49 protein-coding genes are annotated in these 26,866 nt (G+C 61.5%); 11 read left to right on the top strand and 38 right to left on the bottom strand.

The window, feature by feature from the left end:
* Positions 1 to 8: 8 nt before the first annotated feature.
* From EGJ09_RS01225 to EGJ09_RS01045, 38 genes are all read right to left on the bottom strand, one after another.
* On the bottom strand, positions 9 to 254 hold the full coding sequence (locus EGJ09_RS01225) for a DUF1799 domain-containing protein (protein ID WP_371928058.1): 246 nt from the start codon (positions 252 to 254) through the stop codon (positions 9 to 11).
* Positions 255 to 322: 68 nt separating this feature from the next.
* Positions 323 to 706 (bottom strand): phage tail assembly chaperone, encoded by a 384-nt coding sequence (locus EGJ09_RS01220; RefSeq protein WP_125922994.1) that lies wholly within the window; start codon positions 704 to 706, stop codon positions 323 to 325.
* A 9-nt stretch (positions 707 to 715) separates the two neighbouring features.
* Positions 716 to 1,375 carry a phage tail protein gene (locus tag EGJ09_RS01215; RefSeq protein WP_125922993.1) on the bottom strand — a complete coding sequence of 220 codons (660 nt, stop codon included), beginning with the start codon at positions 1,373 to 1,375 and terminating at the stop codon, positions 716 to 718.
* Positions 1,376 to 1,447: 72 nt separating this feature from the next.
* Entirely contained in the window at positions 1,448 to 2,098 is a 651-nt protein-coding gene (locus EGJ09_RS01210) for a hypothetical protein (RefSeq protein WP_125922992.1), read from the bottom strand.
* Between the two features lie 15 nt (positions 2,099 to 2,113).
* Positions 2,114 to 2,617, bottom strand: a complete 504-nt coding sequence (locus EGJ09_RS01205; protein WP_125922991.1) for a KilA-N domain-containing protein — start codon at positions 2,615 to 2,617, stop codon at positions 2,114 to 2,116.
* Between the two features lie 128 nt (positions 2,618 to 2,745).
* Positions 2,746 to 3,159, bottom strand: a complete 414-nt coding sequence (locus EGJ09_RS01200; protein ID WP_125922990.1) for a phage tail terminator-like protein — start codon at positions 3,157 to 3,159, stop codon at positions 2,746 to 2,748.
* A complete protein-coding gene (locus EGJ09_RS01195) occupies positions 3,156 to 3,581 on the bottom strand; it encodes an HK97 gp10 family phage protein (protein ID WP_256658354.1) in 426 nt (141 codons plus the stop codon). The genes EGJ09_RS01200 and EGJ09_RS01195 overlap by 4 nt, the downstream gene beginning before the upstream one ends.
* Before the next feature lie 13 nt (positions 3,582 to 3,594).
* Positions 3,595 to 3,984, bottom strand: coding sequence for a hypothetical protein (locus tag EGJ09_RS01190; RefSeq protein WP_125922988.1), 390 nt, complete (start codon positions 3,982 to 3,984; stop codon positions 3,595 to 3,597).
* Positions 3,985 to 3,987: 3 nt separating this feature from the next.
* On the bottom strand, positions 3,988 to 5,001 hold the full coding sequence (locus EGJ09_RS01185) for a hypothetical protein (protein ID WP_125922987.1): 1,014 nt from the start codon (positions 4,999 to 5,001) through the stop codon (positions 3,988 to 3,990).
* Complete coding sequence (locus EGJ09_RS01180; protein WP_125922986.1) at positions 4,998 to 5,519, bottom strand: DnaT-like ssDNA-binding protein; 522 nt, start codon at positions 5,517 to 5,519, stop codon at positions 4,998 to 5,000. The genes EGJ09_RS01185 and EGJ09_RS01180 overlap by 4 nt, the downstream gene beginning before the upstream one ends.
* A gap of 42 nt (positions 5,520 to 5,561) precedes the next feature.
* On the bottom strand, positions 5,562 to 5,960 hold the full coding sequence (locus tag EGJ09_RS01175; protein WP_125922985.1) for a hypothetical protein: 399 nt from the start codon (positions 5,958 to 5,960) through the stop codon (positions 5,562 to 5,564).
* A gap of 12 nt (positions 5,961 to 5,972) precedes the next feature.
* Complete coding sequence (locus EGJ09_RS01170) at positions 5,973 to 6,935, bottom strand: DUF2184 domain-containing protein (protein WP_125922984.1); 963 nt, start codon at positions 6,933 to 6,935, stop codon at positions 5,973 to 5,975.
* 1 nt (position 6,936) lies between these two features.
* On the bottom strand, positions 6,937 to 7,416 hold the full coding sequence (locus EGJ09_RS01165; protein WP_125922983.1) for a hypothetical protein: 480 nt from the start codon (positions 7,414 to 7,416) through the stop codon (positions 6,937 to 6,939).
* 12 nt (positions 7,417 to 7,428) lie between these two features.
* The gene (locus tag EGJ09_RS01160; protein WP_125922982.1) at positions 7,429 to 8,559 is read right to left on the bottom strand and encodes a DUF2213 domain-containing protein; all 1,131 of its coding nucleotides are present in this window, start codon (positions 8,557 to 8,559) and stop codon (positions 7,429 to 7,431) included.
* A gap of 3 nt (positions 8,560 to 8,562) precedes the next feature.
* Positions 8,563 to 9,504, bottom strand: coding sequence for a hypothetical protein (locus EGJ09_RS01155; RefSeq protein WP_125922981.1), 942 nt, complete (start codon positions 9,502 to 9,504; stop codon positions 8,563 to 8,565).
* Positions 9,497 to 9,877: a hypothetical protein gene (locus EGJ09_RS01150; RefSeq protein WP_125922980.1), complete on the bottom strand. Its 381-nt coding sequence runs from the start codon at positions 9,875 to 9,877 to the stop codon at positions 9,497 to 9,499. The genes EGJ09_RS01155 and EGJ09_RS01150 overlap by 8 nt, the downstream gene beginning before the upstream one ends.
* A 12-nt stretch (positions 9,878 to 9,889) precedes the next feature.
* Positions 9,890 to 11,239, bottom strand: coding sequence for a DUF1073 domain-containing protein (locus tag EGJ09_RS01145; RefSeq protein WP_125922979.1), 1,350 nt, complete (start codon positions 11,237 to 11,239; stop codon positions 9,890 to 9,892).
* A complete protein-coding gene (locus tag EGJ09_RS01140; protein ID WP_125922978.1) occupies positions 11,239 to 12,558 on the bottom strand; it encodes a terminase large subunit domain-containing protein in 1,320 nt (439 codons plus the stop codon). The genes EGJ09_RS01145 and EGJ09_RS01140 overlap by 1 nt, the downstream gene beginning before the upstream one ends.
* The gene (locus tag EGJ09_RS01135) at positions 12,555 to 13,175 is read right to left on the bottom strand and encodes a terminase small subunit (RefSeq protein ID WP_125922977.1); all 621 of its coding nucleotides are present in this window, start codon (positions 13,173 to 13,175) and stop codon (positions 12,555 to 12,557) included. Before EGJ09_RS01135 ends, EGJ09_RS01140 begins: the two co-directional genes overlap by 4 nt.
* A gap of 133 nt (positions 13,176 to 13,308) precedes the next feature.
* Entirely contained in the window at positions 13,309 to 13,530 is a 222-nt protein-coding gene (locus EGJ09_RS01130; RefSeq protein ID WP_125922976.1) for a YodC family protein, read from the bottom strand.
* 120 nt (positions 13,531 to 13,650) lie between these two features.
* Positions 13,651 to 13,947: a phage holin family protein gene (locus EGJ09_RS01125; protein ID WP_158621124.1), complete on the bottom strand. Its 297-nt coding sequence runs from the start codon at positions 13,945 to 13,947 to the stop codon at positions 13,651 to 13,653.
* Positions 13,944 to 14,336: a putative holin gene (locus EGJ09_RS01120; protein ID WP_125922974.1), complete on the bottom strand. Its 393-nt coding sequence runs from the start codon at positions 14,334 to 14,336 to the stop codon at positions 13,944 to 13,946. The genes EGJ09_RS01125 and EGJ09_RS01120 overlap by 4 nt, the downstream gene beginning before the upstream one ends.
* 20 nt (positions 14,337 to 14,356) lie before the next feature.
* On the bottom strand, positions 14,357 to 14,614 hold the full coding sequence (locus EGJ09_RS01115; protein WP_125922973.1) for a hypothetical protein: 258 nt from the start codon (positions 14,612 to 14,614) through the stop codon (positions 14,357 to 14,359).
* 134 nt (positions 14,615 to 14,748) lie between these two features.
* Positions 14,749 to 15,294, bottom strand: a complete 546-nt coding sequence (locus tag EGJ09_RS01110) for a hypothetical protein (protein ID WP_125922972.1) — start codon at positions 15,292 to 15,294, stop codon at positions 14,749 to 14,751.
* A complete protein-coding gene (locus tag EGJ09_RS26415) occupies positions 15,291 to 15,431 on the bottom strand; it encodes a hypothetical protein (protein ID WP_158621123.1) in 141 nt (46 codons plus the stop codon). Before EGJ09_RS26415 ends, EGJ09_RS01110 begins: the two co-directional genes overlap by 4 nt.
* Positions 15,428 to 16,045, bottom strand: a complete 618-nt coding sequence (locus EGJ09_RS01105; protein WP_125922971.1) for a recombination protein NinG — start codon at positions 16,043 to 16,045, stop codon at positions 15,428 to 15,430. Before EGJ09_RS01105 ends, EGJ09_RS26415 begins: the two co-directional genes overlap by 4 nt.
* Positions 16,042 to 16,779, bottom strand: a complete 738-nt coding sequence (locus EGJ09_RS01100; RefSeq protein ID WP_125923155.1) for an NUMOD4 motif-containing HNH endonuclease — start codon at positions 16,777 to 16,779, stop codon at positions 16,042 to 16,044. The genes EGJ09_RS01105 and EGJ09_RS01100 overlap by 4 nt, the downstream gene beginning before the upstream one ends.
* Positions 16,772 to 17,176, bottom strand: a complete 405-nt coding sequence (locus tag EGJ09_RS01095; RefSeq protein ID WP_305955513.1) for a recombination protein NinB — start codon at positions 17,174 to 17,176, stop codon at positions 16,772 to 16,774. The genes EGJ09_RS01100 and EGJ09_RS01095 overlap by 8 nt, the downstream gene beginning before the upstream one ends.
* 11 nt (positions 17,177 to 17,187) lie before the next feature.
* Positions 17,188 to 17,421 (bottom strand): hypothetical protein, encoded by a 234-nt coding sequence (locus EGJ09_RS01090; RefSeq protein WP_125922969.1) that lies wholly within the window; start codon positions 17,419 to 17,421, stop codon positions 17,188 to 17,190.
* Positions 17,418 to 17,777 (bottom strand): hypothetical protein, encoded by a 360-nt coding sequence (locus tag EGJ09_RS01085; RefSeq protein WP_125922968.1) that lies wholly within the window; start codon positions 17,775 to 17,777, stop codon positions 17,418 to 17,420. The genes EGJ09_RS01090 and EGJ09_RS01085 overlap by 4 nt, the downstream gene beginning before the upstream one ends.
* A complete protein-coding gene (locus EGJ09_RS01080; RefSeq protein ID WP_125922967.1) occupies positions 17,777 to 17,974 on the bottom strand; it encodes a hypothetical protein in 198 nt (65 codons plus the stop codon). The genes EGJ09_RS01085 and EGJ09_RS01080 overlap by 1 nt, the downstream gene beginning before the upstream one ends.
* Positions 17,971 to 18,777: a hypothetical protein gene (locus EGJ09_RS01075; RefSeq protein WP_125922966.1), complete on the bottom strand. Its 807-nt coding sequence runs from the start codon at positions 18,775 to 18,777 to the stop codon at positions 17,971 to 17,973. The genes EGJ09_RS01080 and EGJ09_RS01075 overlap by 4 nt, the downstream gene beginning before the upstream one ends.
* Positions 18,764 to 19,747, bottom strand: coding sequence for a phage replication protein (locus EGJ09_RS01070; protein WP_125922965.1), 984 nt, complete (start codon positions 19,745 to 19,747; stop codon positions 18,764 to 18,766). The genes EGJ09_RS01075 and EGJ09_RS01070 overlap by 14 nt, the downstream gene beginning before the upstream one ends.
* A 1-nt stretch (position 19,748) precedes the next feature.
* Positions 19,749 to 20,387: a hypothetical protein gene (locus tag EGJ09_RS26685; protein WP_256658353.1), complete on the bottom strand. Its 639-nt coding sequence runs from the start codon at positions 20,385 to 20,387 to the stop codon at positions 19,749 to 19,751.
* A complete protein-coding gene (locus EGJ09_RS01060) occupies positions 20,384 to 21,241 on the bottom strand; it encodes a BRO family protein (RefSeq protein WP_012273060.1) in 858 nt (285 codons plus the stop codon). The genes EGJ09_RS26685 and EGJ09_RS01060 overlap by 4 nt, the downstream gene beginning before the upstream one ends.
* Positions 21,242 to 21,319: 78 nt before the next feature.
* Positions 21,320 to 21,526 carry a hypothetical protein gene (locus EGJ09_RS01055; RefSeq protein ID WP_125922964.1) on the bottom strand — a complete coding sequence of 69 codons (207 nt, stop codon included), beginning with the start codon at positions 21,524 to 21,526 and terminating at the stop codon, positions 21,320 to 21,322.
* 18 nt (positions 21,527 to 21,544) lie between these two features.
* A complete protein-coding gene (locus EGJ09_RS01050; RefSeq protein WP_060476701.1) occupies positions 21,545 to 21,745 on the bottom strand; it encodes a hypothetical protein in 201 nt (66 codons plus the stop codon).
* Positions 21,746 to 21,775: 30 nt separating this feature from the next.
* On the bottom strand, positions 21,776 to 21,979 hold the full coding sequence (locus EGJ09_RS01045; protein WP_125922963.1) for a YdaS family helix-turn-helix protein: 204 nt from the start codon (positions 21,977 to 21,979) through the stop codon (positions 21,776 to 21,778).
* 83 nt (positions 21,980 to 22,062) lie between these two features.
* On the opposite strand from EGJ09_RS01045, the gene EGJ09_RS01040 reads away from it, so the two are divergent.
* The 11 genes from EGJ09_RS01040 to EGJ09_RS00990 all read left to right on the top strand — a co-directional run bounded on the left by EGJ09_RS01040 (position 22,063) and on the right by EGJ09_RS00990 (position 26,751).
* Positions 22,063 to 22,788 carry a helix-turn-helix transcriptional regulator gene (locus EGJ09_RS01040; protein WP_256658352.1) on the top strand — a complete coding sequence of 242 codons (726 nt, stop codon included), beginning with the start codon at positions 22,063 to 22,065 and terminating at the stop codon, positions 22,786 to 22,788.
* Positions 22,789 to 23,298: 510 nt separating this feature from the next.
* Positions 23,299 to 23,493, top strand: a complete 195-nt coding sequence (locus EGJ09_RS01035) for a hypothetical protein (protein ID WP_064491408.1) — start codon at positions 23,299 to 23,301, stop codon at positions 23,491 to 23,493.
* A 73-nt stretch (positions 23,494 to 23,566) separates the two neighbouring features.
* A complete protein-coding gene (locus EGJ09_RS01030) occupies positions 23,567 to 23,752 on the top strand; it encodes a hypothetical protein (RefSeq protein ID WP_125922962.1) in 186 nt (61 codons plus the stop codon).
* 65 nt (positions 23,753 to 23,817) lie between these two features.
* On the top strand, positions 23,818 to 24,114 hold the full coding sequence (locus tag EGJ09_RS01025; protein WP_125922961.1) for a hypothetical protein: 297 nt from the start codon (positions 23,818 to 23,820) through the stop codon (positions 24,112 to 24,114).
* Between the two features lie 20 nt (positions 24,115 to 24,134).
* Positions 24,135 to 24,440 (top strand): hypothetical protein, encoded by a 306-nt coding sequence (locus tag EGJ09_RS01020; RefSeq protein WP_125922960.1) that lies wholly within the window; start codon positions 24,135 to 24,137, stop codon positions 24,438 to 24,440.
* A gap of 496 nt (positions 24,441 to 24,936) precedes the next feature.
* Positions 24,937 to 25,272 carry a hypothetical protein gene (locus EGJ09_RS01015; RefSeq protein ID WP_125922959.1) on the top strand — a complete coding sequence of 112 codons (336 nt, stop codon included), beginning with the start codon at positions 24,937 to 24,939 and terminating at the stop codon, positions 25,270 to 25,272.
* Positions 25,269 to 25,454, top strand: a complete 186-nt coding sequence (locus EGJ09_RS01010) for a DUF551 domain-containing protein (protein WP_125922958.1) — start codon at positions 25,269 to 25,271, stop codon at positions 25,452 to 25,454. Before EGJ09_RS01015 ends, EGJ09_RS01010 begins: the two co-directional genes overlap by 4 nt.
* Positions 25,455 to 25,474: 20 nt before the next feature.
* Positions 25,475 to 25,891 carry a hypothetical protein gene (locus tag EGJ09_RS01005; RefSeq protein WP_125922957.1) on the top strand — a complete coding sequence of 139 codons (417 nt, stop codon included), beginning with the start codon at positions 25,475 to 25,477 and terminating at the stop codon, positions 25,889 to 25,891.
* Complete coding sequence (locus tag EGJ09_RS01000) at positions 25,888 to 26,079, top strand: hypothetical protein (RefSeq protein ID WP_125922956.1); 192 nt, start codon at positions 25,888 to 25,890, stop codon at positions 26,077 to 26,079. Before EGJ09_RS01005 ends, EGJ09_RS01000 begins: the two co-directional genes overlap by 4 nt.
* Positions 26,076 to 26,276, top strand: coding sequence for a hypothetical protein (locus tag EGJ09_RS00995; RefSeq protein WP_125922955.1), 201 nt, complete (start codon positions 26,076 to 26,078; stop codon positions 26,274 to 26,276). The genes EGJ09_RS01000 and EGJ09_RS00995 overlap by 4 nt, the downstream gene beginning before the upstream one ends.
* Before the next feature lie 157 nt (positions 26,277 to 26,433).
* Entirely contained in the window at positions 26,434 to 26,751 is a 318-nt protein-coding gene (locus EGJ09_RS00990) for a hypothetical protein (protein ID WP_125922954.1), read from the top strand.
* Positions 26,752 to 26,866 lie beyond the last annotated feature (115 nt).

Genomic DNA, 26,866 nt, shown 5'->3' with positions numbered 1-26,866 from the left:
CTGCTGCTCTACTCCGCCGCCTCAGCCATCACCGCCAGCGCCTCGTTCTCCATGACGCGCAGGTCGTGGAATGCCTCGGCCAGCTCGCGGCGCTTCAGGCCAATCATCTTGGCGGTATCGGGGATGGCGGTGTAGTCGAGGCCAGACGGACCTCCCGGACCCAGGCGCCATTGAGTGCCCAGGGCTTCGAACAGGCAGAAGGCCGGCCATACATCCGGCCAGACCTCCACCTCCTCGACTTCAATGTCGTCCAAGGTCAGGCCCAGGAATGCCAGCTGTTCGGCGGACGGGCCTTGCTCGTACAGGGCTCGCGCCGCCGCCTTCAGTTTCCCAGGCGGGCCGGCCTGTAGGCTTCCTGATAGGCATCGAGAACAGCCTGAGGCGCGCCGACGCAAGTCGACACCAGGGCCGCGATGGCTTCGTCGGTGAACTCGTCGTCGAAGCTCCAGCCGGTCGTGACAACCTTGATCTGCTCGGCCTGCAATTCCAACTGGCGCGCAGTGAATTGCTCGAGCGTCCAGCCCTCGGTCTTGGCCTTCTCGGCATTCTCCTCGGCCGCCTGATTCCAGCCGTCGTACAGCTTGGCCAGATCAGTGCGATCGAAGTAGCGGAACTGGAAGTCGACCGACACCGGCTCGGCGCCTACGCGGGGGATGCTCACCGCAGCGCTGAACGTGGGGTTCTGCGCAATCTTGATCTTCGCCATGAGGTCTCCTTAGGCCGCTGCCAGGTAGCGAAGCGGGCGACCAGACAGGCCGACACTGATGGTGCGGGTCATGATGTTGTTCCGCTCCATGGTCGGCGTGGGCGTGATGCTGACGTAACCCGGGTACAGGATCTGGTCGCCGTTGCGCAGCTTCAAGCGGATGACAGTCAGTTCCTTGGACTCGTCGAAGCCCTCGACGGCGCCTACGTACGCGGCGGCCGGCTGGTCCTCGACCACGATCGACAGGTTCAGCGGGTTGCGGTTGGTCGGGAACTGGCGGTCATCATCGTCCTCAAGATAACCGACGGTGGCGAACTGCTGTTCACCGCCCGAAGGGGTGAAGCCGGTTACCTTCGAGATCTGCACCCAGCCCGAGACCGGAACAACAGAGCCCAGGCCTGCGCCGGGGGTGTAGATCTCCGCATTGGCGGTGCTGATGCTGCCCAGGCCAAAGCTATCGGCCATCGGGTTGGTGACACGCGCGGCGCGGTCGGTGAGCCTTGCCCAGCCGGAATCGATCAGCACGACGTCGGTGGCGTCCAGGTCGTGACCGACAGCACTGACTACTGGTGGCGCGGCGTTGGTGATCGCGGTGAAGGGGATAGCGGCGCCCAGGGTCGAGGCGATCTCGATAATAGCGCCGTTCGGCAGCGGGAAGCGTGCGGCCATGGTGTTTTCCTCTTGGTAGAAACGAAAAAGCCCGCACGCGGCGGGTAGATGGCTGGAAGTTCAGGTGGTTGCTCAGCGTGAGCGCTTGAGCTCGTCGAGAACCAGGCGGCAGCCCTCTTGGGCGCCTCGCTGGGCAGCGGTCTGGATTCTGCGGATGAAGTTTTCGTCGGTATCGAGTTGCTCTTGGCTGACCCCAATACCATCACTGGCGCTGATCTTCTCGATCTGGGAGCAGAGATCTACGCCCAATTGGCTCTCGGCGATGAAGCTTGCAAGATAATCCTGAACCGACGAAAACCCTTGCGACTTGGCTTTCTCGAAGATGCTCAGGCCTGGGCCAAGCCCTGACATGACTAGCTTGCCTGACGAGGAAAATTGCGCATAGAGTTGCGCTTTCGACTCAGCAGCTCGCATGGAGATCTCGCCTTTTTTCAAGTCGATTTCTACAAGTGGCTGCCCCTTTGCGTCAGTCGATTCGGATGTAAATTTAGCTTCTTGGATGCACCCCTCATTGATGTAGGTGATGCCATCCACGACGATGAAGGGCTCGGCCAAGTCCTGCCGGGTTAGGCAGATAGCAGCAAGCTGCTCGTCGGTTGGCTTTACCTCCTCGGCATCCAGGCTGCCGATCCGAACGGGACCATGCGGGCCTCCGTTCATCTCAATCAGGCCATTTTCCATCTTCCAGCCGGATACACCCGGCACATAATCGGCGCTCTGCATCAGTTCCTTCTCCTATTAAGCGGCGTCAAGGCCGAGAGTCATTTGCAACTGGTCGCGCCAGTAATCGACCTGATGCTCCAGGCCCGGCTTCTTCCAGCGGTACTTGGCCAATTCGCGGCCGCTGAGGCTTGCGACCTGCTTGGCATCATCCAGCGCACGACAGGCGCGGTCGAACTGCTGCTTCTCGTTGAGCTCGCCGCGCAGGAGGGCGTCGATGTGTAAGTCAGCCCAGACGGCAAACTTCAGATCCAGCCATCTCGCGAAAGAGACGCCCAATTTTGGGTGCAGCCAGGTGCCGCTCTGGTATCGGCCCCGACGCGTTTCTAAAAGTGATCCGGGGTCACAATTAAGCGCCTCGGCTAGGACGGCCATGTATTGTTTGGTCTCGTCCTGCTTCAACCAATCGACTGGGCGCTTGCCGAATCGCTTTGCCACGTCGGTGGCGTTGATCCAGCCTTCGCTGTTGAAGCGCACTGGCTGGCCTTGGTAGTGAAACGGAATGACGTTACTTGCATTCATCGATAACACCTCGTTCATCGGGCGAATAGAGACGCAGCCGGGGCGGACGGATGAACGAACATCCACCGTTCGGCTGTACGGGCCTAGGCTGCGTGTTTGGTTGGGCGCCCGGTGCGCCCCTTGAAGATTTACCGGTCCGCGACGCCGCGGTAGGTGAAGCTGGCCGGGATCGTGTAGGTCGCCGACTCTGTGATAGTTGGGCCCTGCTCTACCGGTTCGGTTATCAGGCCCTCGAAGCCACTGCGGATGAGCTCAGAGTCGACCGGGAACAGTTCTGACAGCGCTGCGATAAGCGCCTCAGCAATGCCAAGGGCCTGTCCGGTCGGGCAAACTATGCTGACCTGGTAGATCCCGCTGTATTCGTAGGCCTCGCCGGCCAGGTAGCGGCAGAGCGTACTGGCTGGCAGCTGAAAGGCGCGGAGGTAGGTTTCTCCGGGTTCGGCCTCGAACTCCTGGCCGAAGTTCGCCACCCGGATCGGGCGCGCGACTGCCCAGGCGGCCAGCTTGATCTCGATGGCCTGGCGGGCGCGTGCATGGCTCATGCGGTGACCTCTTGAACGGCTTGCTCGACGATTTGCTGGAAGCGATCGCGCGTAATCCTGACCATGCCCTTGGGCGCTTGACCGCTGTGGCCATATTCCAGAGGGATCGAATAAATCAGGTTGTTGACCAGGTAGGCGGTCTGGCCGTAGCTCAGGTGCTGCGCGTCGGCCACCAGCTTGGCGATGGTTTCATGCCCTTGCGGGTCGTAATTGTCGAGGCTGGCACTGGCCGGGGCATCGACGGTGAACTGCCAGTTGCCGCGGAATCGACCGGTGTCCACCGGTGACAGCCGGATGATCGTTGTCCCTATCTCGATCATGACGCGGCGGAACACCTCGTCCATGTCTTCCACGGTCTGGTCGCGGAACTGCTGCAGCTGCTGGGCGAACGAGCCATTCAGGCCGCCGAAGCGCGATGTCATGTGACTGGCCATGCTATGCCCTCGCCTGCACTTCGAAGCCGACCGCCAGGCCCGCGTAATCCCACGGCTTCACGCCAATGACGGTGTAGGTCTTGCTATCGAACAGGATGCGGTCTTGCGTGGTCGGCTCCGGCAGGTCGCTGCCGTCGAGCTTCTCGGGTGAGACCAGCAGCTTGACGTCGCCCTGCTTGATCACGGTCCCGTCGATGTCGCGCAAGGCGAAGGTGTCGCGGAAGGCTGAGCCCAGGTGCTCAACCGTTAGCGACGTTGATCCGCCCGCCTCGGGGTCGTACGGGCCCTGCTGGCGGCGCTGTAGCGTCATCTCGGCGCCCTTCCCGCCCTTTGCCCGCGGCGCGAGCATGCGCACCGCCAGCGCCCGGCTGCGGTCGTAGATGTCAGCCATGGGTCAGGGCCTCAGGTGGTAGATGATGTAGCAGCGGCAGTTGGCGGTTTCGTCGTAGCCGGCACCCAGGCTTGAGTCGCCCGGGTAACGCAGCAGCGCGCCGCTGTTGGTGCGGAAGGCCTGGCCCAGTATTACGGTCTGGCCGCGCATGTGCCGGTGGCTGTTGCGAACCTTCTCGTCGGCCCGGTCGCGCCATTCCTTCTCGATCTTCGCCCGGTCGATACCCTGGGCAACCAGCTGCTCCCAGGCCTGATCGCGGCCGGCGTTGAACGACTCGGCTGCGGCGGTCCTGGTCAGCATCTCGACGTGCGTCTTCAGCAGTCGCTCGGAGTACCGGCCAGCAATCTTGTCGACGTCGGCGGCAGCCACTGGCTTGCCGGCCTCCAGCGCGCGCCGGACGATGCCGTCGAAGCGGCGGTCGCGCCGGGTGCGAGCGAAATACTTGCGCATCTCGTCGGGGTCGCCGCTGAGCAGCTGCTGCCTGGCATTGACCACGTACTGCGCCATGTTGCCCGGCAGGCCCAGCACGCCACCGGTGCGCCGCCCTGTCTGCGGGCTGGTGCGCCCGACCAAGTCCAGGGCAGCCTGGCGTGCGGTGCGCTGTGGCCCGCCAATGGTGCGCCGGCTGCCCATGACGGCCCGGATAGCATCGCGCACACCGTCGGTGGACGCCTGGCGCGCCTGCTGGACCTGCTGAGCGATCCTGGCCTGGGCCTGCTCGGTGGATGGGTCGAACTCCTTCCGCCCGATCTCCCGGCGCAGCGGCGCGGGCAGCACAATGGCGACCATCTCGAAGCGGCCGCCGACCAGGAACGCGCCGCGCATCGCCTCGGCGAAGACTGCCAGCGCGCCCAGGCTCAGCAGCGCCACCAGGCCCTGCTCGTCATCCTCGGCAATGAGCCGCTCGACCTCCGCGATCACCGCAGCATCCACTGCGGCGCGGATCGAGTCGAGGTAGGCCCGCTGCATGCCCGGTTCCAGGGCCTCGATGGCTCGCAGGATCTCGACGGCCGTCATACGACGTACACCGCCGGCGCCGGGCAGCGCACGATCAGCAGCGGGTACAGCAGTGAATCGATGATGCCTATCACCGGGCGGATACTGGGGTTGCCGTTCTTGGCCACAGCAAATTCCTGCTCGAGCGGGCCGACCTTCTCGCGCTGCACCACCTGGGACGGCACGAAGTCGGGATTGAGGCTGCCCGGGGCGGCCTGCTCGCGGGCGGCTGCCTCATAGGTGGCCTGCTCGATGGCAGTAGGCACCACGTCGCTTGGCACCTGGTCGCCCATACGGTCAATGGCGCCGGTGCGCGGCCACTGCAGTGCCTGGCCGTAGCCTCCAGCCTTCTGGCCTGGGAACACGTACACGCAGCCAGCGGTATTGGGGGCGGCCTGGCCGACCATGCCGTCTATATACCCCGATGCCCGCACCAGGGCAGCCTGCTTGACCTCGTCAGTGGCTGCGGCCCAGGCGGCATTGCCGCGGGCAGCCAGGTACGCATCGGCGCCAGCCAATGTTCCGTAGAAATCGGGCATCGTGGTATCTCAAATAAGTGGGCGGCGAACCGCCCGGGGTTGTTACTGGTGCTTGGCCAGCTCGGCCTGCAGCTCTTCCAGGGTGACGTCGTCGCCAACGGCAACGCCCTTCTCGGTGAGCTTGGCGATGATGTCTTCCTTGGCCTTGGCATCAGCCTTCGCCTCAGCCTCTGCCAATTTCTCCTGCAGGGTCTTTACGCTGGAGTTCTTGCCAGCCTCGACTCCCAGCGCTTTTAGCTTGGCGAACAGCGCCTCCCGGCCATCCTCGCCTGCCTCGGCCTTCGGCGCTGCGCCGGAGACTTTCAGGAAGTCCAGACGAGAAGCCTGCTTGTGGCCGGGCTCGGTCAGTTCGAGGTCACGGGATTGGCCAGGCAGCAGGAAGACCACGCCGTTAACGGTGTGCACGCCCTGCGGAGCCTTCGAGTTGTTGGTCACTTTCATGACGCTCTCCTATCAGGCCACCGGGGCGGTGATTTCGTCGAGGTATGCGACCGCGCCTGGCAGGCGGATCTCGGTGCCACCGGTGCGGGCGATGATGCCAGTCTCGAAGCCCATGATGGACTTCTGACGCGGGGCCAGCACGCGACGTGGCATCGGAAGGTGGAAGCGAACCACTTCCGGATCCTTGCGATACGCGACCAGGCGACCACCACCGTCAGCGGAAGCGTTGCGGGCCTCACGCAGCGGCGCGATATCCAGCGGCAGGCCAGTCTCAGCGGTGTAGATGTTGTTGCGGCGCGCGTATTCCAGCACGGTGATCAGGCCATCACCGGCGCCCAGGCGGGCGGTGGCGATGTAGCGGAACGCGTCAGGAGGCAGGCGCAGGGTGTCGGCCCACTCGACTTCACCGGTATTGGTGCGAATCGAGCCCAGCACGCCGTTGATGTCGGCCATGATCTGGTCGACGGTCTTGCTCGACCAGTAGGTGGAGCCACCGGTACCGGATGCAGCCGCGTCCACGCGGGAGACGTTGCCGTCGTTCAGCAGGCCAGTCCAGCGCTTCTCGGCGCTGCCCACGAAAGCGATGCTGTTCAGCAGGCGCTCTACCTTGTCGGCGGCCGAATCGGCCTTGGTACCGCTCAGGTTGATGCCGTACAGCTGGGCCTGGTTGACCTCCTCCAGGTTCCACTCCCAGCCAGAGCCGATCATGGCGAAGTCGTGCGACGCCTGATCATGGGTGGCCGAGTTGAACGGCATGTCGGTACCGGAGCCAGACAGGAACTTGGCCTCGCCCGCGGTATCGACGGTGAAGAAGGTGGTGCCGATGGCCCATGGGGCGCCCTCGGTCACTACGGGGATGCTCGCCGCGTAGTTGAACGCAGGGTAGCGGCGCGTGTAGATGCGGGTTTCGATGTTGCGGCCCTGGGCCAGAACAAACGGAAACGCCGACTGCGCGTCTTCGAAAACTTGAGGCATGTTAAGCGCTCCGATGTTTGAGGGAGATTTCGACGATGTCGCCGTTCGCACCGGTGGTGTCGAAGAAGGCGCCCGGGATCAGCACAGCGCCCTCGGCGGCCGTGGTGACGTAGCGGTTGGTCGCAGCGACGTAGTACACGTCATCACCCGGGACAACCGCGGCGCCGGCGGTGACGTACATCTGGCCTTCGGTCATGAACGCGCCAGTGAAGTCCTGCGGGTAGCCGTCAACCAGCGTCGAGCCAGTGGCAACCGGCGGCACGGCAGCGGTCAGCACGGCCAGGCCGAGGAACAGGGTGCCAGTGGCGGCGATCTTGTGATCATTGCCAGCGCCTGCCACGCGGAAGCCAGGAGCGCCGAACACGATGCCCTCGGCATTCGAGACGGTGCGGGAGATCTTGTTGCACTTCTCCTCGTTGGCGACCAGGCCGGGCACACCCTTGGCGGGTGCATCGGTGTAGCTGTTTTGGTAGATAGCCATGGCGGGGTCTCCTTAGGCCTTGGGCAGGTGGGCGGTCTGCATGTCAGCGATCATCTGCAGGCGAGCTTTTTCGGCCTCGTCACCAGTGGTCTTGCCGTCCTGCTGGATCATGTGCTGACGGAATGGGTCGCCAGCCGGGTTCTTGGCAGCGTCCTCGAGCAGCATGTCGAAGCGAGCGTCGATGTAGGCCTCGCTCTTGCCTGCAATGGCGGCGTCGCCGATCTTGGCGATAACCACGGCCTTGCGGATCTCGGCCTCGCCCTTACCGGCGTAGTCACCGTCGTGGATGGCCTTGGCCTTGCCGATCAGGTCAGCGCGCGCCTGGACACGCTTGTCGATGTCGGCATCGCTGAGTTGCTTGGCTTTCAGGCCGTCGATCTCGGCGTCCTTCTTGGCCAGCTCGCTGTCCTTGGCGGCCAGGTCGGCGGCGTGAGCATCCTTCAACTGCTGGATGGTGGTCGCCGAGTCGGACAGCTGGCGGGTCAGCTTGTCGATCGCCTGGGCGCCCTGGTCGGTGGTTTGAACGGACAGGCCATCAACAATGACCGTGCGCAGGGAATCAGCCATTTGATGGCCTCCTTGTGGGGGTTGGGTTTGGGTGTCGCCGATGCGGAATTCTTCTCCAGCGCGAGCTCGATGCTCGAGGCTGAGATGGTTCATGTTCATTGGCCCAGCGGAACAGTGGAAATACTCACCATCCGGGGTGTAGCCATCTTGGAAAATGACTTCGCAGCTGTAGCCCATGGAAAGCTGCCGTTTGCCGGCCTCGTAGTCAGCGATTGCCGCCGCATCCATGAGGACCAGCGGCACGTCTACGCACTCGCCGTCCCGGATTACATCTCCTCCGGTCTGGCCTACTGCGAGCTCTTTCCAGTTGCTCGCATCAACGCCTTTGCCGCCGGGGTGGCCATTGGTCATCGGTCGATGGGCGTAGGAACGCATGGCGTCTTTGTGGAATACCGAACTTTCAGGCCGGTACATCTTGACGATTGGCACATCTCGCAAGCCGTGCTTGTTGTCAGGGTCTATCTCGGTGCCCAGGTAGTCCTGGATTCCGGTGCGAGCGACCTTGGCTCTCGCTGTGAGGTAGCCGTCAGCCGTCCGCCGCACATTGGAAGCGGTGACAGAGTCTTGAAGAATCATGGTTTACCTCAGGGCAACTACCCGGCAGGCGATGGTGAAGCTCGCGCCCAATGCCAGCAGCGGGGCTGAGAAAGTCACGACCAGCGTATTGGCGGCATTGGCCACGACGTTGTGGATGGCGTACCCGGCAGGCAGCGCAGCTGTTGGGAATAGCAGGATGTCGTCGTCCTTCTGAACACCCTGTACCGTGAGCGTGACACTCCGGATGCCAGCGGACAGCGCCAGGTTGGCGGTCTGAGTGACGATGACCGTGCCGAGCGAGACCTTGGATGACGGGCCGGTGATGGCTGACAGCAGCACCAGGTCAGCCCAGGTGCCGCCAGACTGCCGCCATTGGATCGCAGTTGTCGTCTTCTGCAGCTCGATCGACTTGCCGTTGCTGCCGGCCAGCGACGAGACCGCGATCAGGCTTCCCCAGGCCCCGCCGGTTTGGCGTGCCTGGATGTAGCCGTCGGCGACCTGAATCTCGACCGACCTGCCATCGGCGGGCGGGTGCGCCCCGAGGTAGACCGATACCGCCTGGGATACCTGGGCGTCCGTTGCGTTCTGGCCTGCTGCCGGTGGATTGGCTGCAATGTAGGTGCTGACCGCTGCCTGGATCTGCTCGACAGTAGGACTGACCCCGGGCTGGCCGCGGTTGTACGCCTCGTAGTCGGCATACGTTCCTTGGTGCCCGTCGTCAAGCCAGAGTTGATAGGCCGACTTGCCTGGAGCCCCAGGCGACTCGACCACCACTTGCTCCTCGCTGACCGTCGGCGCGAAGTCCTGGGCCTGGGTGAGGTCGGTGGTGTAGCCGTTCGGCCCGATGTACATGCCCTGCGTGTCGCTGACCGGTACGTCCATCGAACCCATCACCTGGAGCGCAACCTTGCTGCCGCTCATTACCGAACGCAGCACCGGCAGGCGAACGAACGTCTGGCTCGGCGGAGGCTTGATCTCAGGCATTGAGGCTTGCTCCGTAGTAGGCGATGTTGACGATGGCCCCGGCCTGCTGCGCGATCAGCCGCATGTCGAGCATGACCGCGTCGTAGACCAGCGACTCGCCGATCATAAGCGGCATGCCGATGGCCTGCGTGGGGTCTACGCCGTCGTCTCGGTAGCGAACCGGTGCACCCTCGACCTTCATCAGGGCGACGATGGTTCCAGCCGGAGGAACAGGCGCCGGAGCCACCGCATCGATGGCGACCGGCACCTGCTGATAGCCGAGGGCGTACAGCTGCCGAGTGCCTGCATAAGTCCCGCCTGGGCCGATCAGCATCACGGGCACGACTTCGCGCGGCCCACCGTCACCGGTTACCGTGGGTAGAGTGTCTGGCATGCTGCCTCCCTGCTATTGATCGTTCTCGGTGGTGTCCGGCTTGCCGGCTGTCTCGGTGACGCCCTCTTCCTCGCCCTCATCCAGTTCGGCGCCGAACTCCTCGACAGCAGCCTCAAGCCCTGGCAGGACACTTTGCTCGACCAGTAGCGTGGTGGCCGCCTGGCTCAGCGCGTCCGGAGCCCACAGATTGGTCTCGCCCAGTACCTTGATCGTCTCGGCGGTACGCTTGGCGATCTCCGAGCGCTCGGAAGCGGTTGGCTGCCATAGTGGGTTCCAGACGTAGTGGATCTTTGCGTCGCGAGAGCCCAGCGCGGAGCGAATCAGGCATTCATCGAGCAGGCTGATGGCAGGAGCAAGGTCGAGCTCCTGCATCGCTTGAATGCGGTCGTAGTAGTTGCGCAGGTCAGACTCTCCGGTCGAGCTCATGCCCGATGGCGACTGACCCAGGAGTCGAGTGGCCGGGATGTCAGCAGCACCAGACACCGCCTGCAGGAAGCGATCCATGATGTCAGGCAAGGAGCCGAAGCTGGCCGACTTGGACTCGTACTCTTCGTCCTTGTCCATGACGAGCGAGCCGCTGATCCCTTTGCCGGTGGCGGCCAGGCGCAAGCGCTCGAGCACAAGGTTCGCATACCCCTTGTCACCTTGCAGGCTGCTCATCAGGTCAGGGATACGGAACACGTCGACCTTGGCCTCGAACACCAGGCTCGCGACGTTGGCCATCGTGCCATCGGATTGCTTGATGGCATTGACCAGCGCCTGGAGCACTGAATCACCCCAGCCGAATTCAAGTCCGGTGGCGTATTCAGGCTCGGGATTCTCGGCGCCGATGAATACAACCAGGCGCGACGGGTGAACGGTAGTGCTGCTGCCGGTCAACGTGTAAGCCTTGGGCAGCCCGAACCGGTCCGATTGCGGGTCCTGCTCCAGCTCGGTTGGCGAGAGCTGCCGACGACTCATCACCGTCAGGTACTTCACGCCGCCCGCCCTGATGCGGTCAGGGTTGAGCGGCTGAGACAAGTCCCGGTCACCTGTGCCGATGAAGATGGCCGCCCCGCCGAACAGTCGCGCGCGGGTCATGGCCTGCTTCACCTTGGCGCGAACGCCCAGGCGAATCTCCTCGGCCTCGATCTTCTCGATCTGTTTCTTGTCCGCCTGCCAGGCTCTCCAACGGCGGGTAGCGTCCAAGGGCGGGATATCGACGATCTTGCGCGGCAGCCAGGCCCCGCGGTAGGCGTTGATCAGCTCTTCGTCGCTCATCACGACGTGGGCATAGGTCGACCCCGCCGCCTTGTCCCGCCCGGTGCCCATGCCGGCCACCAGGTTGACCAGCTTGTCGCTGAAGAATTGAACGACGCCCATTAGGAAACACCTTCGTAGGAGAAACGGCCCTTCGCAGGCCATTCAACGTCGACGCAGTAGCCGATCGCGGTTGTGATGTGTTGGTACTGGTTCTTCTGGTCCTCTTGGAACGTCGAACCTTCTTGGAGCTGGACGGTTGCCAGGCCCTTGTGGCACCAGGGTGCGGTTGTGGGATTTACGAACAGGCTGCTCTCGCCTGAGGCAGTGAGGATCTTGGCGCGCACGGCGTTCTGCCGATCCTTGATGGCTGGGTGTGCAGGCTTGACCTTGCGCGTATAGCGCCAGCCGGCCGCCTTCAGCACCGCTTCAATGTCTGTGTAGTCCGAGGCGTGACCGTGCTTCTCGCCCGCCTTGCCCGCCGGGTCGCCGTAGATCAGCACATGCTTGTTCTTGTGGTCCTTGTATCGCTCGACGAACTCAAGGGCCGCCTGGCGAGATATAGCGCTGGTCAGCACGATCTCATCGAGTAGATACAGGTCATTGCCGTTGTTGCGCCTCACGCCGATGGCTGACGACAGAGGTGTGAAGTTCTGGTCATGCATCCACATTAACTGTTCGTGCGACTCGATGGTGGCGGATGTCTGGTTGTGCTTGCCGTAGTCCTCGTAGATCCGGCCGGATGCCGTCTCGAAGCTGGCCTCGAACTCCTGCTTGAACTGCTTGGGCGACATGGCGCGCTTCATGGCATCCATCACGTCGGGCGGCAGGATCTCGGCCGACTTCCAATGGAACACCCTGAAATTCGGGTCTTGCCCGCTCTCGGCCTGCATGCACAGGTCGTAGTAGTGGTTCAGACCGTCTGGCACGCCAAGCAGCCAGCACCAGGCCCGGTAGTCAGGCATGGTCGGGTTGACCGTGTTGAGCGCCGGCAGGATGTTGGCCTCCCAGGCGTCCGGCTTCACGTCGGCGAATTCGTCGATGCCACCTCCGGTCCAGGGGATACCCTCGATCCGCTGTGGCTTGTCCAGGCCGATGACATGGATCTCACTACCGTTTTCGAGGTAGATGATCAGGTCCGACTCAGATGGCCTGCGGCTGTGCATGCTGGACAGCGTGAAGGCCTTCAGGTCGTCCCAGAAGATCTTCTTGGCCTGGGCGTGGGTCGGTGCCGCGGCGAAGTATGGCCCGCTGTAGGCCGTGGCCTGCTTCACGAGGAACCGCTTGAACCGCTCAGTCTTCCCGCTACGGCGGCCTGCTGGCACCAGAGGGAAGCGAATGCCCGACGGCACAGCGGCCATCAGTGCCAGCTGAACCGGGTGATCCTTGAGCTTGTACCAGCGCGCAAGTTGTCGATCGAGAATCAGGTTGCCTGTGTTCATCCTGGCAGTCTCGCTATCAGGTCGGCCAGCAGCTGGGCATTGGAAGACTGCGACCCGGCCTGCAGAGCCTTAAGCTCGGTCTTGCGCTTCTCGATCTCGAGCCGCTTCAGCTCAGCATCAAGCTCGGATGGCCCGCCATGCCCGAACATGCCCAGGTGCCGACCGATATCAACCAGAGCGCCCTTCTTGTCATGCAGCTTGACCTTGAGCCCGTCCTTCCCCTGGGAGACCTCGGCAATGGCTCCGGCCGTGTCGTCGTCGATCTCGGTGGAATCGATCAGGGCCAGGCCGTGGTAAGGCACCATGTCCTCAGCGCACTCTTCCTCGCCTTCAACCATGCGGACCATCGTTTCACCCCAGCGAACCACCTTGCGGATGTCGCTGAAGCCGATCTTGGCCAGCTCCTTGAGCACCATGTCCTGGGTGATGGCCACTCTCCCTGACCGCGCCTCCATCTCTCGGGCGATAGCCTCTTGAATGACAGGTTTTGACAGGTTCTCTGTACCCATCTGGCGAGCAGTCTTTTTGCTGTAGCCCGTACGAATAGCGGCCTGCGTGGCATTCAGGTCAATCAGGTACTCATCGACGAAGCGCTGCTGTTTTGATGTCAGCGCCATAGGAAATCCTTGAGATCTCAATGCATCACACGGATGTAATCGGGACGCTAGAGCCTGCTTTTCTGAGAGGAATGAAAAAGGGCCAAGACCTGGTGTGGCCTTGACCCTTCGATGTCACGGATATGCAGTCGTATCAGCCGCGGCCAACCATGAAGCCAACCGACGGCGCAGCATATGGCTTCAACACGCCCGCATCGAAGACCTGCTCATGCATCTTGGTCTTCTCGAACCATTGGCACTTGACGCCGTTCTGTGGCCCAAGCCCAGACCCGCTGTAATCGCCGACATCAGCGACAGTCATTTTCGGGCCACCACTGCGCATCACCACCACATCACCTACGTTGAAGCTGGACATATGTCACTCCCATGGGATTGGAATCTCTGTGATGGGGCTGTCGTGCCATCATTTCAATTCCACGGCTGTGACATGATGTTTCGCGCCACGAAACGGCGCACCTCGATTTTGTGGCGCGGATCAGCGCTGGAAGTTGAACGCCTGGGCCACGTTGCCGCGCGCCCGAAAGATCAGCAGGAAGATGATGGCGAAGATCCCGGTGTTGAACGGGGACACGATCGGCCACTCGCCGTAGAAAAGCACCCGCCCCATGATGCTCAGCCACTGCTGGCCGAACAGGGAAGCCAGGCCGAACGCCAAGAGGCTCGGGAAGAAGTGGTAGGCCGAATTCCCACGCCGGTACTTGAACGCGATCATGAAGCAGCTCGCGCCGCTGAAGGCAGCCTGAAGCAATGCGTAGATGTGGACTTCGTTCATTGCTGCCCTCTCCTGGCGAGCAGGCCCCAGACGAACTGGGCCCATCGCGGCGGCTTGCCTGTCTGAATGGACTCCACAAGACTCATGGAGATCACGATGCACAACAGACCAGCAATGAAGGACGCAATTCCCGAAGTCTTTGTCCAGGCCTGGGCGAGGAACTCGGCGGCACCGAAGTAGCCGCCGATCCATCCCACGATCAGGTAGCCAATGCGCTGCCAGTTGCTGATGTCCTTCGCGAATAGCACGAAGAAGAAGGCCCCGCCGAATGCGCCGATGACCGCCGACAGGTCGACGCCCGGGAACATCGCGGCGATGGTGATGCCGGTCCCGCCAACCGCAAGCGGTGCAGCGGCGGCGGTCGCGGCTGTAGTGAAAGCGTCGGCCATGTCTGGTCCCTAGTCTTGGCCTACCAAGGCCGTGGTCGAGCCCAATGCATGCCGGTGGCTGAACTGTATAGGGCGAAGATGATGATCCCGGCACTCAGGAGGGTGCAGAGCAGGGATATTCGATCCCAGTGGGCTTCGTGCACACCGTCTCGGTGCTTGAGGCCCTGGATGATGAACAGGACGCCCAGGAAGATATTGGCGCTGATGTCGCGGTGGGCGGTGTAGCTCAGTAGGGCCATGGCGAATGCCAGCAGGCTCCAGCATGTGGACCTGGACATTCAGCCTCCGGGGACTTTTGAGGGCCTCTTTGGGCACAAAAAAGCCCGACTCAGTGGCCGGGCTCTAATTCGTCATTCTTAACACGCAAGAAGGACAAGATAGGGATAAATGTATGCCACTCTGCCACTAGTCGTCAAGCGGCAATTTGAGCAATGAGCCCCTCCCCATCCAAGATGGCCTGCGCCTCGCTCAAGGCCTCATCCACCCGGCGGCGCAGGTCCTTGCAGATGGCCGATTTCCAGCGGTACTGCGTGCGCTCAGCGACCGGCTCATCCAGCCAGTTGTCCATGCAGTACCAGCCGGCCGGCAGGATGTTGGTTGACCGCTTTCCTTCCTGGCCTGGCAGCTTGGGCATGGCCCAGGTCACGACGGCTGCATGCCTGAACCGCTCGGGAGCAGGCGACCGGATAGCCTTGGCGATGGAGATGATCGCGGCATGCTTGCGCTCTGTGTGCGTCGAATACTGGGCGACCAGGACAAGCCATTGCTCGGGCGAGAGCTGGGCGCGCAGCCGGGCATGCACCATGCAGTCGACGAGGAAAGCAGCCTCCTTGCCCACGATCTCCCCCTTCTGCTTGGCGCACTGCACCTTCGGTTCGAAGTCGCACCCACCCGCGCTATTGATCGTCTCAGCGGCCAGGGCCCGCACTACTGCTGCCACTACGTTTCGATAGGTCACGCCACACCCCCTACTCGCTTGCACTTCTCCACCAGCGCCTCTTGCGCCTCACGCTTGCGGGCCAGGGCGAACCCCATCGCCAAGACCAAAGCCGACCCGGCGAGCTGCAGGCCAATAAATCCGATTGCGAGTGTCATGCAGCCTCCTTGAGCTGTTTGGTCTTTGCCCGGTAGTGAGCCTTGATGGCCTTGAGGTCATCGATGGTGTAGCGCTGGGCCTCATGAGGCCCTTCAAGTCGATCGACACGCTCTTGGCCGATCTTCTGGATCAGTCGCTCGCGGTATCCCTGGGCAACAGTGCGGCCCTTGGCGGCGTACTTGCCCGAGCCGCCATTGCAGGACTTGAGCTGCTTGTGGCAGTTGTCTTCGTCGAAGCGGAGCTCCGGATAGGCGCCGCGACCGAGGAAATGACCAGCGTCCCACTTGCCACCGGTGAGCCAGTCTTCGTCCGGCCCATAGCTGCCGCAGCAGATGCAGGGCTCGTTCTTGTCGCGCTCGCGGATGAAGGCGTTGAACTCGACCTGCGCCTCTTTGATGTAATCGGCCCGACTCTTGAGCTTCTCCTTGCGCACCTGGATCTCGCGGCGCTCGCGCTGGGCGATGGCCTTGCGAGCCGTTTCCCGCCCCTGCGGTGCCAGGGCCAGGGCGCAGGCCACGCTGCACGCCTTCTGCGTCGAGAGCGATGGCCGGAACTTGTCGCCGCAGGCCTTGCAGGTCTTCTGCTTCATTTCCTTGAGGGCTACGCGGGTCATTCCGGCACCGCCTGCGAAGCGCTTGATTCAACAAAGCCAAAGCCGGGGGCTGGTGGATAAAATTTTCCATTGCTTGTACGGCCCTGGCACTTGTAGCGGAGAACGTGCTGAGCAATGCCCTCGGCCGCCGCTGCCTCAGGGAGAGTGTCGTAAGCCTTCCCATTAACCAGCCACGCCTTTTTGCGCTTCGCGTACATGCCAGGTTGACGCTCAATGTGCTTCCACGCCTTCCCGTTGCGAATGAGGCCTACAAGCTCGGCTGTTACGCCGTGCCGGGAAGCAACCTCTGCATGTGAATCTGGTGAGCGCAAAATCGAGGTGACGTCTTGCTCGGTAAGCTTCGAATTCGGGCTATCAGCGCCCTTGATTGCTGTTCCGTGTAGCTCCCTGTCTTTCGCGTTTTCGGCCTTGGTGCCCCAGCGAAGGTTCGAGTGCCTGTTGTCTTTGCGATTTCCGTTGCCATGGCAGCACTCAAGCCCGGCCGGGGCCGGCCCGGTAAATGCCTCAAGAACGCAGGTGTGAACGGTCAGGTTCTTCTTCACGCCAGCCTTGTGAGACAGGAATTTTTGATAGCCCGCACCATCATCCGTAATGACGATCATTGCCCCAGGGAAGAACCTTCTGTGGCCACGTCTATCTACGAAATCCCGGTCAACAGATCTAACCCGGCCTAGATCGCTAACCTGGTACCAGCCCTCCAGGCCGACAATGTCCTTCCAAATTTCCTCAGTCATAGCGCCCGTCCCAGTAGTCCTTTTGCGTCCAGCGAACGCTGTGTTCTGCCCCGAAAGCCTCAACCCATGAAATTAGGTCGGCGCACTGCTTCACGCTGAGCTTGCTTGTGCGTTCGTAAATGACGTCAAAGCCGTTACCGTCTACCGCTGGTATCAGTTGAGGCTGCTCGCCGCTCTCACGCAGCCAGGCGGCCGTCAGGAGGCGCTTCCAGATCAGGACGTCCCACTTCTTGCCGGCGTGCTCGACCTGCTTGGCGATATCGGACAGGCAGGCGTGGAGCTTCTTGTTCTGCTCGCTGCTGCGGTCCTGGTCCTTGATCACGATCTTCTTCGGTCGGGTGAAGTCCTGGGCCTGCAGGATGCCGAAGAGACGATTGGCGTCGGCCATGCTGTGCATCACGAAGTCGGTCATGACACCACCGCCTTCGGCTGAAGCCGCTCCAAGCGCTCGCGCAGCTCGTTGATCTCATCCTGCGCGGCGTCCATCACCTTCTGCGCCTCGTGCACGTCGATCCAGTTGCCGCTGATGTCCTCGAACTTCTGGATTCGAGTGCCAGAGGGCGCAAGCAGGAAGCTGAAGCGCGGGATAGCGTTGAGCCGATCCCAGAACTCGAAGCCTTCGCGGGTCTTGATATTTCTCATGGCGCCACCTTCAGGCCCAGGGCCTCGATCGCTTCCTTGGCTTCAACCCTGCGGCACAGGCCGAATATCTCGTCTGCATCCTCAACGTCGATCATGCTCGGGACGAATTCATGATGGCGGTGCGAGTCATACGCTCCCTCGAAGCCAACTACCTTGGGCAGTTCCACCACCACGGCCTCGCGGGAGGCCTGCCAGGCCCACCAACCAGCGTGGGCGATAGGGTTCGAGTAGGTGCCGTCAGGTTCTTTCTCGACGAAGAAGAATTTCACCGACGACCTGAATCCTTCGCCACACCGAGCAACCATCTCCTCGACAAAAGCTGCCTCAAACTGCTCGCGCATCTTGTTGGTGTCCATCAGTGCTTCTCCTGCGCGTGCCATTTGGCCTTGTATTCGGCGATGAAGTCGGCCGGGAACTGCGAACGCCAGCCGCACCGGCACTTGAACTGCTCGCCATCCCAGGTGGTGCGCGGCATCAGGTGCGGACATAGCTCTCCACCGCAGTACGGCGAGTAGCCTTCGCGGGTCATCAGGTTTTCTCGAACTAGGCTCACACCCCCTCCCCGGCCGGCTGCCCGGCGCGCTTGATGTTCAACTGAGCAATGGCGACGCGTGTCTGCCGCTTGCGTAGGTAGGTGTCGACCCGGCGGCGCTGGGATTCCTTGGCACGCTCGCGGTCTTTCTTGGCTTTCGAGGCGGTCAGGATGCAGCGCACCTCCGCCAGCTTTTCGCGGACCTTGGGGCTGACCTTGGCGCGCACCTCACCAGTGAGCAGGCCGGCAATGGCCTGGCCGTCTTCGGTGATTGGCGCGATGCGCAGGTCGGCCAGGTACTTGGCCCCGGTCTCATGGGTGATGAGCTGGGCGCGGACGGCCGACTCGATCGCGGTCACGCGGCGGCCCTGGTCGTAGCCCAGCGAGACCTCCCACTTGGCCGGCTGATCCTCGGCGCGGGCGAAGCTGACCAGGCGCTCGTAGGCGCTCATGAACGCCATCCGGGCGCCGATCTTGTCGCCAGCCTCAAGGATCGGAGCGGATGCGATCATGGCCTGGCGGATTTCAGTGGTGAGCACAACGGTCTCGTGCTCGTCACTGGCCGCCAGCGCGATGGACCATGCCTCATCCTTCCCCGGCCGGCTGTCAGCCGCATGGATGTGCTTGAGGACCATGCCGAGCGAAAGGCGCCCAGCAGGCTCTCTACGGCACGCACGCAGTGCGCCGATGATGACGCCAGGCTCATACGCCGAAAGGTCCTCAGCGATGAGCTGAGCGCCTCCAGCGCTGATCGCTTGCCCCATCGCCTCGGCGGTGGCGCAGATGGCCACGGCCAGTTCGGCTTGTTGGTCAGAGGAAAGCATTGCGCTTACCCCCTTGGCTGTTACGGATTGCGTCAGCCGCCTCTTGCGCCGCGTTCATATTCGCCTGGGTCTGCTCTTGCTGGCGGGCAGTCGTGGCGTTCATCTGGCGATTGGTCACCCACTGGGTGTGGTAGGCCTCGGCTTTGGCCAGCAGGTCGCCCAGGTTGTGGCAGCCGTTGATCAGCTTGGCGTCGTTGATCCGCAGGTAGAACGCGGCGACATGGTGAGCAACCTCAATCCCGAGGCGGTCAATCAGCTGGCCCATCTGCCCGCCTGCCTTCGCATTCCATACCGGCCAGGTGTGATAGCGCTTGCGGTAGGCCATGGCGTAGTTGGCCCAGGCCTTGAAGGTTTTGCAGGACTGATCCTTCGGGCCTGGCATGTCCGCCGGGATTTCGCAGCGCGGCTCTTCGCCCCCAACAGGGATCAGTGCAACCACTTTTCCGGCAGGCTGGTTCGGCTCGTCCGAACCTTCCTGCGAACACTGACTGGTACCCTGATTGGTATCCTGATTATTGGTATCCTGATTTGTCGGATTTTTTTCCGACCTTGGCTCGGATTTTTTTCCGACCATGCTCGGATTTTTTTCCGAGGTAGATCGGATTTTTTTCCGACCTTTGGTACCAGTAGGCGGGGTCGGATATTTTTCCGACCCATCCAGTTTCTGGTTCCACTCAGTGGCCTTCTCCGTCAGACGGAACAGCGTGATGCTGGACGTGCTGGAAAGCTCGATAAGTCCGACCTCTTCCAAGGCTTTCAGCATGCGATAGGCGGTATCAGGCTTGCCGGTGAGCAGCGGGAGCTCGTCGGTGATCTTGGCCTTGCTCAGGGCGAAGTAGATCCCGTCCGGCGTCTGCATAGGCTTTGCCCAACTCGGGCAGCCATAGACGAACGAGAACAGCAGCGCCTGCTGGGAGTTGAGCCCCCATTCCAAGGCCTTCACCTGGTTGATGGTGAGGGTGAACTGCATATCAAATACCCCCTTGGGCTTTTTCGCTGCGGCGCTTGTCGCGGTAGGCGTAAACCTCTTCCAGGCCTTCCTCGATCTTCACCACCTCGCGGTCGAAGTAGGCTTGGGCCTGCGTTTCTTCTTCCGGAGGCAGTTCGCCAGGGCCGCGCAAGCCGTTCCAGATCCACTGCATCGCGGCATCGGCGCCCTTCCCTTTTTGCCACTCCACAACGGCGGCACGCATGCCAAGCAGATAGCGCCCAAACAGCAGGTCGAGCTCCTTGACCTGCATGCGCAGAGCCTCGTTCTCGTCAGAGATGCCGCGCTTGATGCGACGCTCAGCCTCAACAGTAAGCCTCCACGCCTCGTTATCGGTTTTGAGCTGATCTCGCTCAATGCGGAGCGCGCGGGCCTTTCGGAACTGCTCGCTATAGAGCAACTGAATGCGCTCGATCTCTGCCCAGTCCGAATCCACGCCAGCCTTGAGCCGCTCGATCTCGGCCAGCAGGGACAGGATCGTGGTCGGCCCTGCAGCGCCAATAAAATCGCGCTCTGCATCGCCAGTAACACGGGATAGTCCGAATGACTGAGGGCTGTACCAGTCTGGAACTTTGCTCGCAGCCTCGGCCATCGCCTTGAGTTGTGCCTTGTCGATGCTCATGCTGCACCCCGCACGGCCTTGTCGTGGGTGTGCAGGCCATCCCAGTTCTTCTTCATGGGCAGCTCACCAGCCAGGTACAGCTCGTACAGGCGCACGGCCCCCTTACGCAGCAGGATCGGCGTGTAGCTGATGAACGCCTCTTTCCCGTGCGGGGTGATCTCCTGCTGGTGCTCGGTCATGTACTTGTCGCGGGCATAGGCGGCCACGCGGTACCGGGTGCCGGACTTGCTCTCGTTGTAGAGCCAGTTGCGGCGCTCAAGGAAGTGCCCGACCTGCATCACGTTGACCCCATTGAGGCCCTTGCAGAACTGGACGTGGCTCATGCCTTCCTTGAACAGGTTTTCCAGGTGGTCGATCTTCTTGGCCTGGGCCTCGACCTGCACGGTGAGCAGGACGCGGGCTTTCTCCGATTCCAGCGCCATCTGGAGGATTTCCAGCTTGCTGAGGTCGGCGGGCTGGGCGGGGGCGGTATAGCCACCCGTTTTGCGAATGCTGGGCAGCACTTCGCTCACCACCCATTCCTCAAAGCGTTCGGCTTGAGGCATCTTCGAGCGCATTACCAGCCGGTATACGTCGCGCTCGGGGATGATGTTTGCCGACGGGCCAAGGGTGAACGAATCGTTCACCCCCACCGGACGCGGGCTTTTGCAGTGGTCGCGCACGGCTTTTTGTGGATTGGAGTAGCCGAGACCTTCGGCCACATCACGGGCAGAGAACCAAGGCTCACCATCAACAAGCACGACACGAACGTCGAACCCCTCGAAATTGAACAGGTTTACTGTGCGCGCCACGAAATCGTGGTTCGCATTTTGTGGCGCGAGGGCCACGGTATTGCTTTGGATGGTCTGGTGCATATATGATGACCTCACACAAGCGTTACGAATGCAGTACAAGAAACCGGGCGGCCACCCGGTTTTTTTGCGCCTGCGTTTTTAGGTGTCACTTTTGAGGCCCTCTTTCTGGACCAATTGGACTACCTGTGCTTTTGGCCTTCCGAGACGACTCGGTCCGCCCATGGCCAGGAACTCGATGGCTACTGCCTCAAGCGCCTGGTCGATGCTCAAGCCCTTGCTCAGGGCAAAGGCACTGATCTTTCTCTTCGCACCATCACTCAGGTGCTCGTAGTCGATTTCGGGCACGTGACCTCCATAGGGCCCCTAGGCCGCGCTAGACTGCTTGTCGTCCTTGCTCAGCGCTTCAATCGCACCGTTTTCCACGGCCCACTCGATCATTTCGTAGAGGTAGGTCGCGTGCTGCATCTCTGCGCGCTCTGCTGCCCGGGCCAGGATGCGGTCCAGGGTTTTGTTGAAACGGACCTTCCGAGGCGTATCACGCTTGTGGGATTGGTCTGCGTACATGCGGGTACTGCTCCTTGCGGTTGAAAGTGATTAAGCGGCTTCAGACGGGTACAGATCCGGGCGCAGCTCATGCCGCGAAACACCGGTGACCTTCTCGATAGGGAGTGCTTGGCGAGCTGGCACGCCTCTGGTCTTCCAGTAGGAAACGGCCATCGGCGTAACGCCCAGAAGCTCAGCCAGGGCTTTGCCCGAGCCGGCGGCGTAAATTGCACGCTCCAGAGGTGTGATTTCCATAAACAGTCCGCCCTAGGCGAATAAACATATCTCAACAATACGTTTATTTAATAAACAACGCAAGCCCGGTAAACTTCCTGTTTATGAATACCGAGACTTCAGGCGATCGCCTGCGACAACTGATGAATGAGCGGGGCTTGACCCCAAAGATGCTGGCTGACCAGCTGAACGTGACGCCCCAGGTCTTGAACAACTGGTTCAAGCGTGGCTTGCCAGCGCGCGCGGCCTTCCTGGCGGCCAGAGAGTTGCAGGTTTCGGTGGAATGGCTAGAGGATGGAACCATCCCAATCAGTGGGGGCCCGCCAGATCCGTATGTGCCTGCCTCAAATGCAAGGCTTCTAGGTCCAATCGATGCCTGGGACGACGACACGCCACTGGATGATGACGAGGTTGAGGTGCCGTTTCTCAAGGAAGTTGAGCTATCTGCCGGAAGCGGCCGCACAGTAGTAGAGCAGTCTCACAAGCAGAGGCTGCGCTTTGGCAAGCTAACCTTGCGCCGCCAGGGCGTTCAACCTGGGGATGCTGTTTGCGTGACGGTCAGCGGCAATAGCATGGAGCCGGTTCTTCCCGACAAGAGCACCGTCGGCGTTGATCAGGGCAGCACCGCGGTTGTAGATGGCAAGATGTACGCCATCGACCACGACGGCCAGCTCAGGGTAAAAACCCTCTACCGCCTACCTGGTGGCGGCATCCGCATGCGTAGCTTTAACCGCGACGAGCATCCGGATGAGGAGTACACCGCGCAGGAGATGATCGACCAGAACATCATCATCAAGGGGAAAGTCTTCTGGTCATCTGTCCTCTGGTAGCAGCCAAGAATCCCAGTACAGCCCGCCTAGTGCGGGCTTTTTTGTGCCTGCGATTTGACCTGGGCGTTTACTCGATAAACAAAAATAAACAAAAGGTGTTGACGTGTTTATAAACATCGCGTTTACTTGGCTCAACAACGAGGCGCTACACAGCCCCTCGAGAGGCCCTCAAGCCTCACCGCTCTTTCACATTGATGGGAACCTCGCGGATCGATCCCGGCAACGGCACAGCGCGAGCAATAAATTCGATCCCCATGCCAGCTCTGGAACTGGTGAATAGACCGCATTGCCTCTACCGGCGACCGGCGATCAGACAGCCCCGAAAGGCTGCCCACGACAGGGAGAACCCTGTACGGCTGATCGAGAGCGAAACGCTCGAACCGTTACGCCCAGTAGGCACGAAAGACCCGGCAAGCAATGCGCCCCGCCACCCCGGCGGTAATGGGACAGAACGATTTACTGATGCCGGTTCACTGAGCCGGCATTGGAAATCAACTGGAGGAAAACGAGATGGTTTACCGCAACGAGAAAGGCCAGTTCATTACCGAAAAGGCCGCGATGATCGAAGACTTCAAATTCTTCATCTCGGAATACAAGCGTTGGGCAATCGAAGCTCTGCGTAAGGGCGACAAGAAAACCGCGATCGAGATGCGCGAAAACATGGACAGCGTTCGCCGCTCGCTCAACGAGTTGGTTGCGGCGTAATCCGCATGACAGCCGATTCCCCGGTGCGCCTCAAGCGGGGCGCATCAGGGGGAATCCACTGGAGGAACACGACATGCACTTGAAAGACCAGGGCTTCAAGTTCTGCATCAGCCCGGACAAGAAGCAGGGCCAGTGGCTGCACCCAACGGTGTTCAAGATCATGCATCCCGACTGGACGGACGTCACGGAATGGCCGACTGAGCAACTGGTGGCCTACCTGATGCCGGTGCCTGAGCAGCAAGAACTGTTCGCAGCATGACGATTTCACTCGCAGCCATTCCCACGAGTGGCTGCTGGGAAATCAACCGCCCTGGAGGGCAAAGCATGAGCATCACATTCGACGCGGATAGCGTCAGCGTTGAAAGCGTGGGGCGTAACAGTCAGGTGCGCGTCACAGTTGACGCCAAGCCTCGGGAGATTGCCTCCGAGCTGGATATCGACGACCGCCTGCACGACCTGGAACCTCACGAGATCGTGAACCGCATCGGTGCCGGCAAGCTGCTGGAGACCATGGACGAGGCAGAGATTTCCGAATGGCTGGCCAGCAGCAACGTAGACCCGAACGATTTCCTCAGTGCTATCGGCGAGGAAACGGTCTTGAAGTGGCTCAACAACGAGTAACCGCCCTGGAGGGCAAGACGATGAGCTGCACCTGCATCAGCGATGCCGTGAAGCTGGTTACGGACCAGCTTGCTGAGGAGACGCCAGGATCCGGGCCTTTCTATATGCGCGCAGAGGGCCACAACCTTTCGCTTAACGTCGAGACCGGAAAGGCCATGCGCCGATTCTGCGTCGAAGTCACAGGCCACTACATGACGCCGAAGAAAACCGGCGGCATGAAGCGCGTGAACAAAACGGTTTCGGTGGTCGCGAACTACTGTCCGCTCTGCGGCAAGTCGTGCACCACCGAAGAGCCGGAAGAGGCAACCAACGCCACGCCAGCATGACGAAAACTGGCCGTCGGGAATCGCTGCGCAAGTTCGACGTTAAAGCACAGGCAGCGTGACAGCCGGAAAGACGGCCCGATGCCCTGCTCCCCATCGCAGGCTGCATCGGTGATGTGGCTTGTAGTTTGCCTCGGCGGATCAGGGGCGCCACACCAAGCTGGTGCGGCCAGTCAGGTAGCGCTGCCGAAGCTGGCGTAAGTCTTTGGGGTTCGAATCCCCGCCAAGTCACATCACCGATGCAGAGAAGCGCCCAGCTCCGGGCGCGGTTACCGAAGCACCTGTGGACGTCCCTTCCCTCGCTCTGGGGGTAAACGAATTGCGCCGCTGGATGGGTCCACGCCAAGCCAGCTGCCGGGGTAGCGCCCGGCCTCTGCATCCCCTCCCTTCACTTCGACCGCATCAGACAGGCTCCAGCCCTGCGCTCTCACGGCGCGCAGTAGGTTTGGTCACCTGCGCTGGCGCCTGCCTCATGCGGTTGGCTACCGAGGTTCACACGATGAGCAAGCACACTCCCGGCCCTTGGCATGTCCAGGACGATCACGGAAAGCGCTGGATCGAGACAAGCGGCAATGACGACACCATTGCGGAGATTCACCGTCGAGCCAGCAAAGGCGGCGTCTACTCCTGCAAAGAGGCTTCCGCCAACGCACAGCTGATAGCCGCCGCGCCTGAACTTCTCGCCGACCTTGAAGAGGCAGCGAAAACCCTGCGTCGTTACGAGATCCTCCATTGGGCAAAGGAAACCAACGAGAGCGATGCCAAGGCCAAGGTGAATGGTGATCTTGCTGCGCGCTTTGAGCGGACGATAGACAAAGCACGGGGTAAGCCATGAGCGGTTGGATCAAGTGCAGCGACAGGCTGCCCGAGGAGATCAAGGCGGATTATTTGATCGTCTGCGAGTCCGGCGAAGTCGCGCTTTCCGAATACGTCTACGACGACACCGAAGGTTGGGGATTCTGGTACGACCCGTACGCGACGCATTGGATGCCCCTCCCTTCCCCACCCACCGAGTAACCCACCACCTGGAGGCGACCATGGGCGCACTTCGAGCAGCACAATGGCGGTATGACCATGCTGAGCCTGACGACGACTCGGCGTATCAGGAAGCGGCGCAGAACTGGATTGAGAGCAAGGCCGAGGAACTGGTCGGCGGCTGCGACGTGCTGATCCCGCAGCGATTCGGCGGCCCGGTCGGCGTCCACCAAGAGCAGTTCGTGGCCAAGGTCGCCGAGCACCTTCGTGCTCTACAAGAGGCTGAGAAGGACGACCTCAACGCCTTGGCCCTCCTCCTGCTTCAGGCGCAGGCCGGTGGCACAGTGAAAAGCATGGTCCCTGACATCCTTGGCCCAAGCGACCACGTCAACGGCAAGCTCTACGAGATCGCTGAGTCAATGCTTGATGAATACGCCGAGCAGGGCCTGCAGTACGAGGCAGACGAGGCGCGCCTATGAGCCCCCACGTTCTGCTCGACAACGAACTAGAAACGCTGGCCGACCCATCAACCCCGGTGAGTTGGTCCGTGATGATCCAGAAGCAACTAACCGAAATGATGGCCGACCAGCGCATCACCATCGAAGAGTTCAACCACTACTGCGGGCGCCTCAACAAGATCGTTGATGGGCGCAAGGAGGCTGCATGACTACGCCAATCGTGAAAACGCTCATTGACGAGCAGGTCGAAGGCCTGGGAGACGTTCTCAAGCTACCGCGCGAAACCCTCGTGTGCGAGTTGGAATGCCCCGTCAAAGGCAGCTGGCGACAACCACCTCGCGACGCCAGCGCGTTCATGGAAGGCGACTGGGGAGTTGATCCTCGCGGTCGTTTGGTGGAGCTATGACCAGCCTCCAACGCGCCCGCCGAATCGCTACCTGGCGCGGCTCCTTCATCGCCCTCACCTTCTGCACCGGCTGGCTCCTCCTGAGCGCTCTGGCCGGCACCATCACACAGTAACCACATAATCAGCGCCCACCGCATGGATGGCGCGGGAGATTCGTATGCCTGAACAAAAGCACACGCCAGGCCCTTGGTTTATTGGAGGCCGTCTTCCTCACCAAGAAACGAAAATCTGCACAATCGTAGGCGGCGAAGCTGTGCATGGCAGCTCGGCCGCTGTTTCTGACTGGAGAGCGGATGCTGCGCTTATCTCTACTGCTCCTGACCTGCTTGCCGACCTGATTGAAGCAGCGTCGACCCTTCGTCGCTACGAAGCGTTGCACCGCGCAAAGAATACCGACGACAGCCTCAAGAAGGCTGAGGTCAACGCCGAATTGGCATTGCGCTTCGAGCGCACCATCGCCAAAGTCACACCCTGAATCACACGCACCCGAGCCCGGCGGGCCCTTAGGGGATAACCGGACCTACCCGGAGCGTAAGCGGCGAGAGCGCGCAACCATCCACCGCAGCCAGGGCCTGGAGCGTACCTCCGTG

It is taken from the genome of Pseudomonas sp. p106, from assembly GCF_003936645.1.
Taxonomy (GTDB): Bacteria; Pseudomonadota; Gammaproteobacteria; order Pseudomonadales; family Pseudomonadaceae; genus Aquipseudomonas; species Aquipseudomonas putida_E.
Note: the sequence above shows the minus strand (reverse complement) of the source record. Positions and strands in the feature narration are given on the sequence as shown.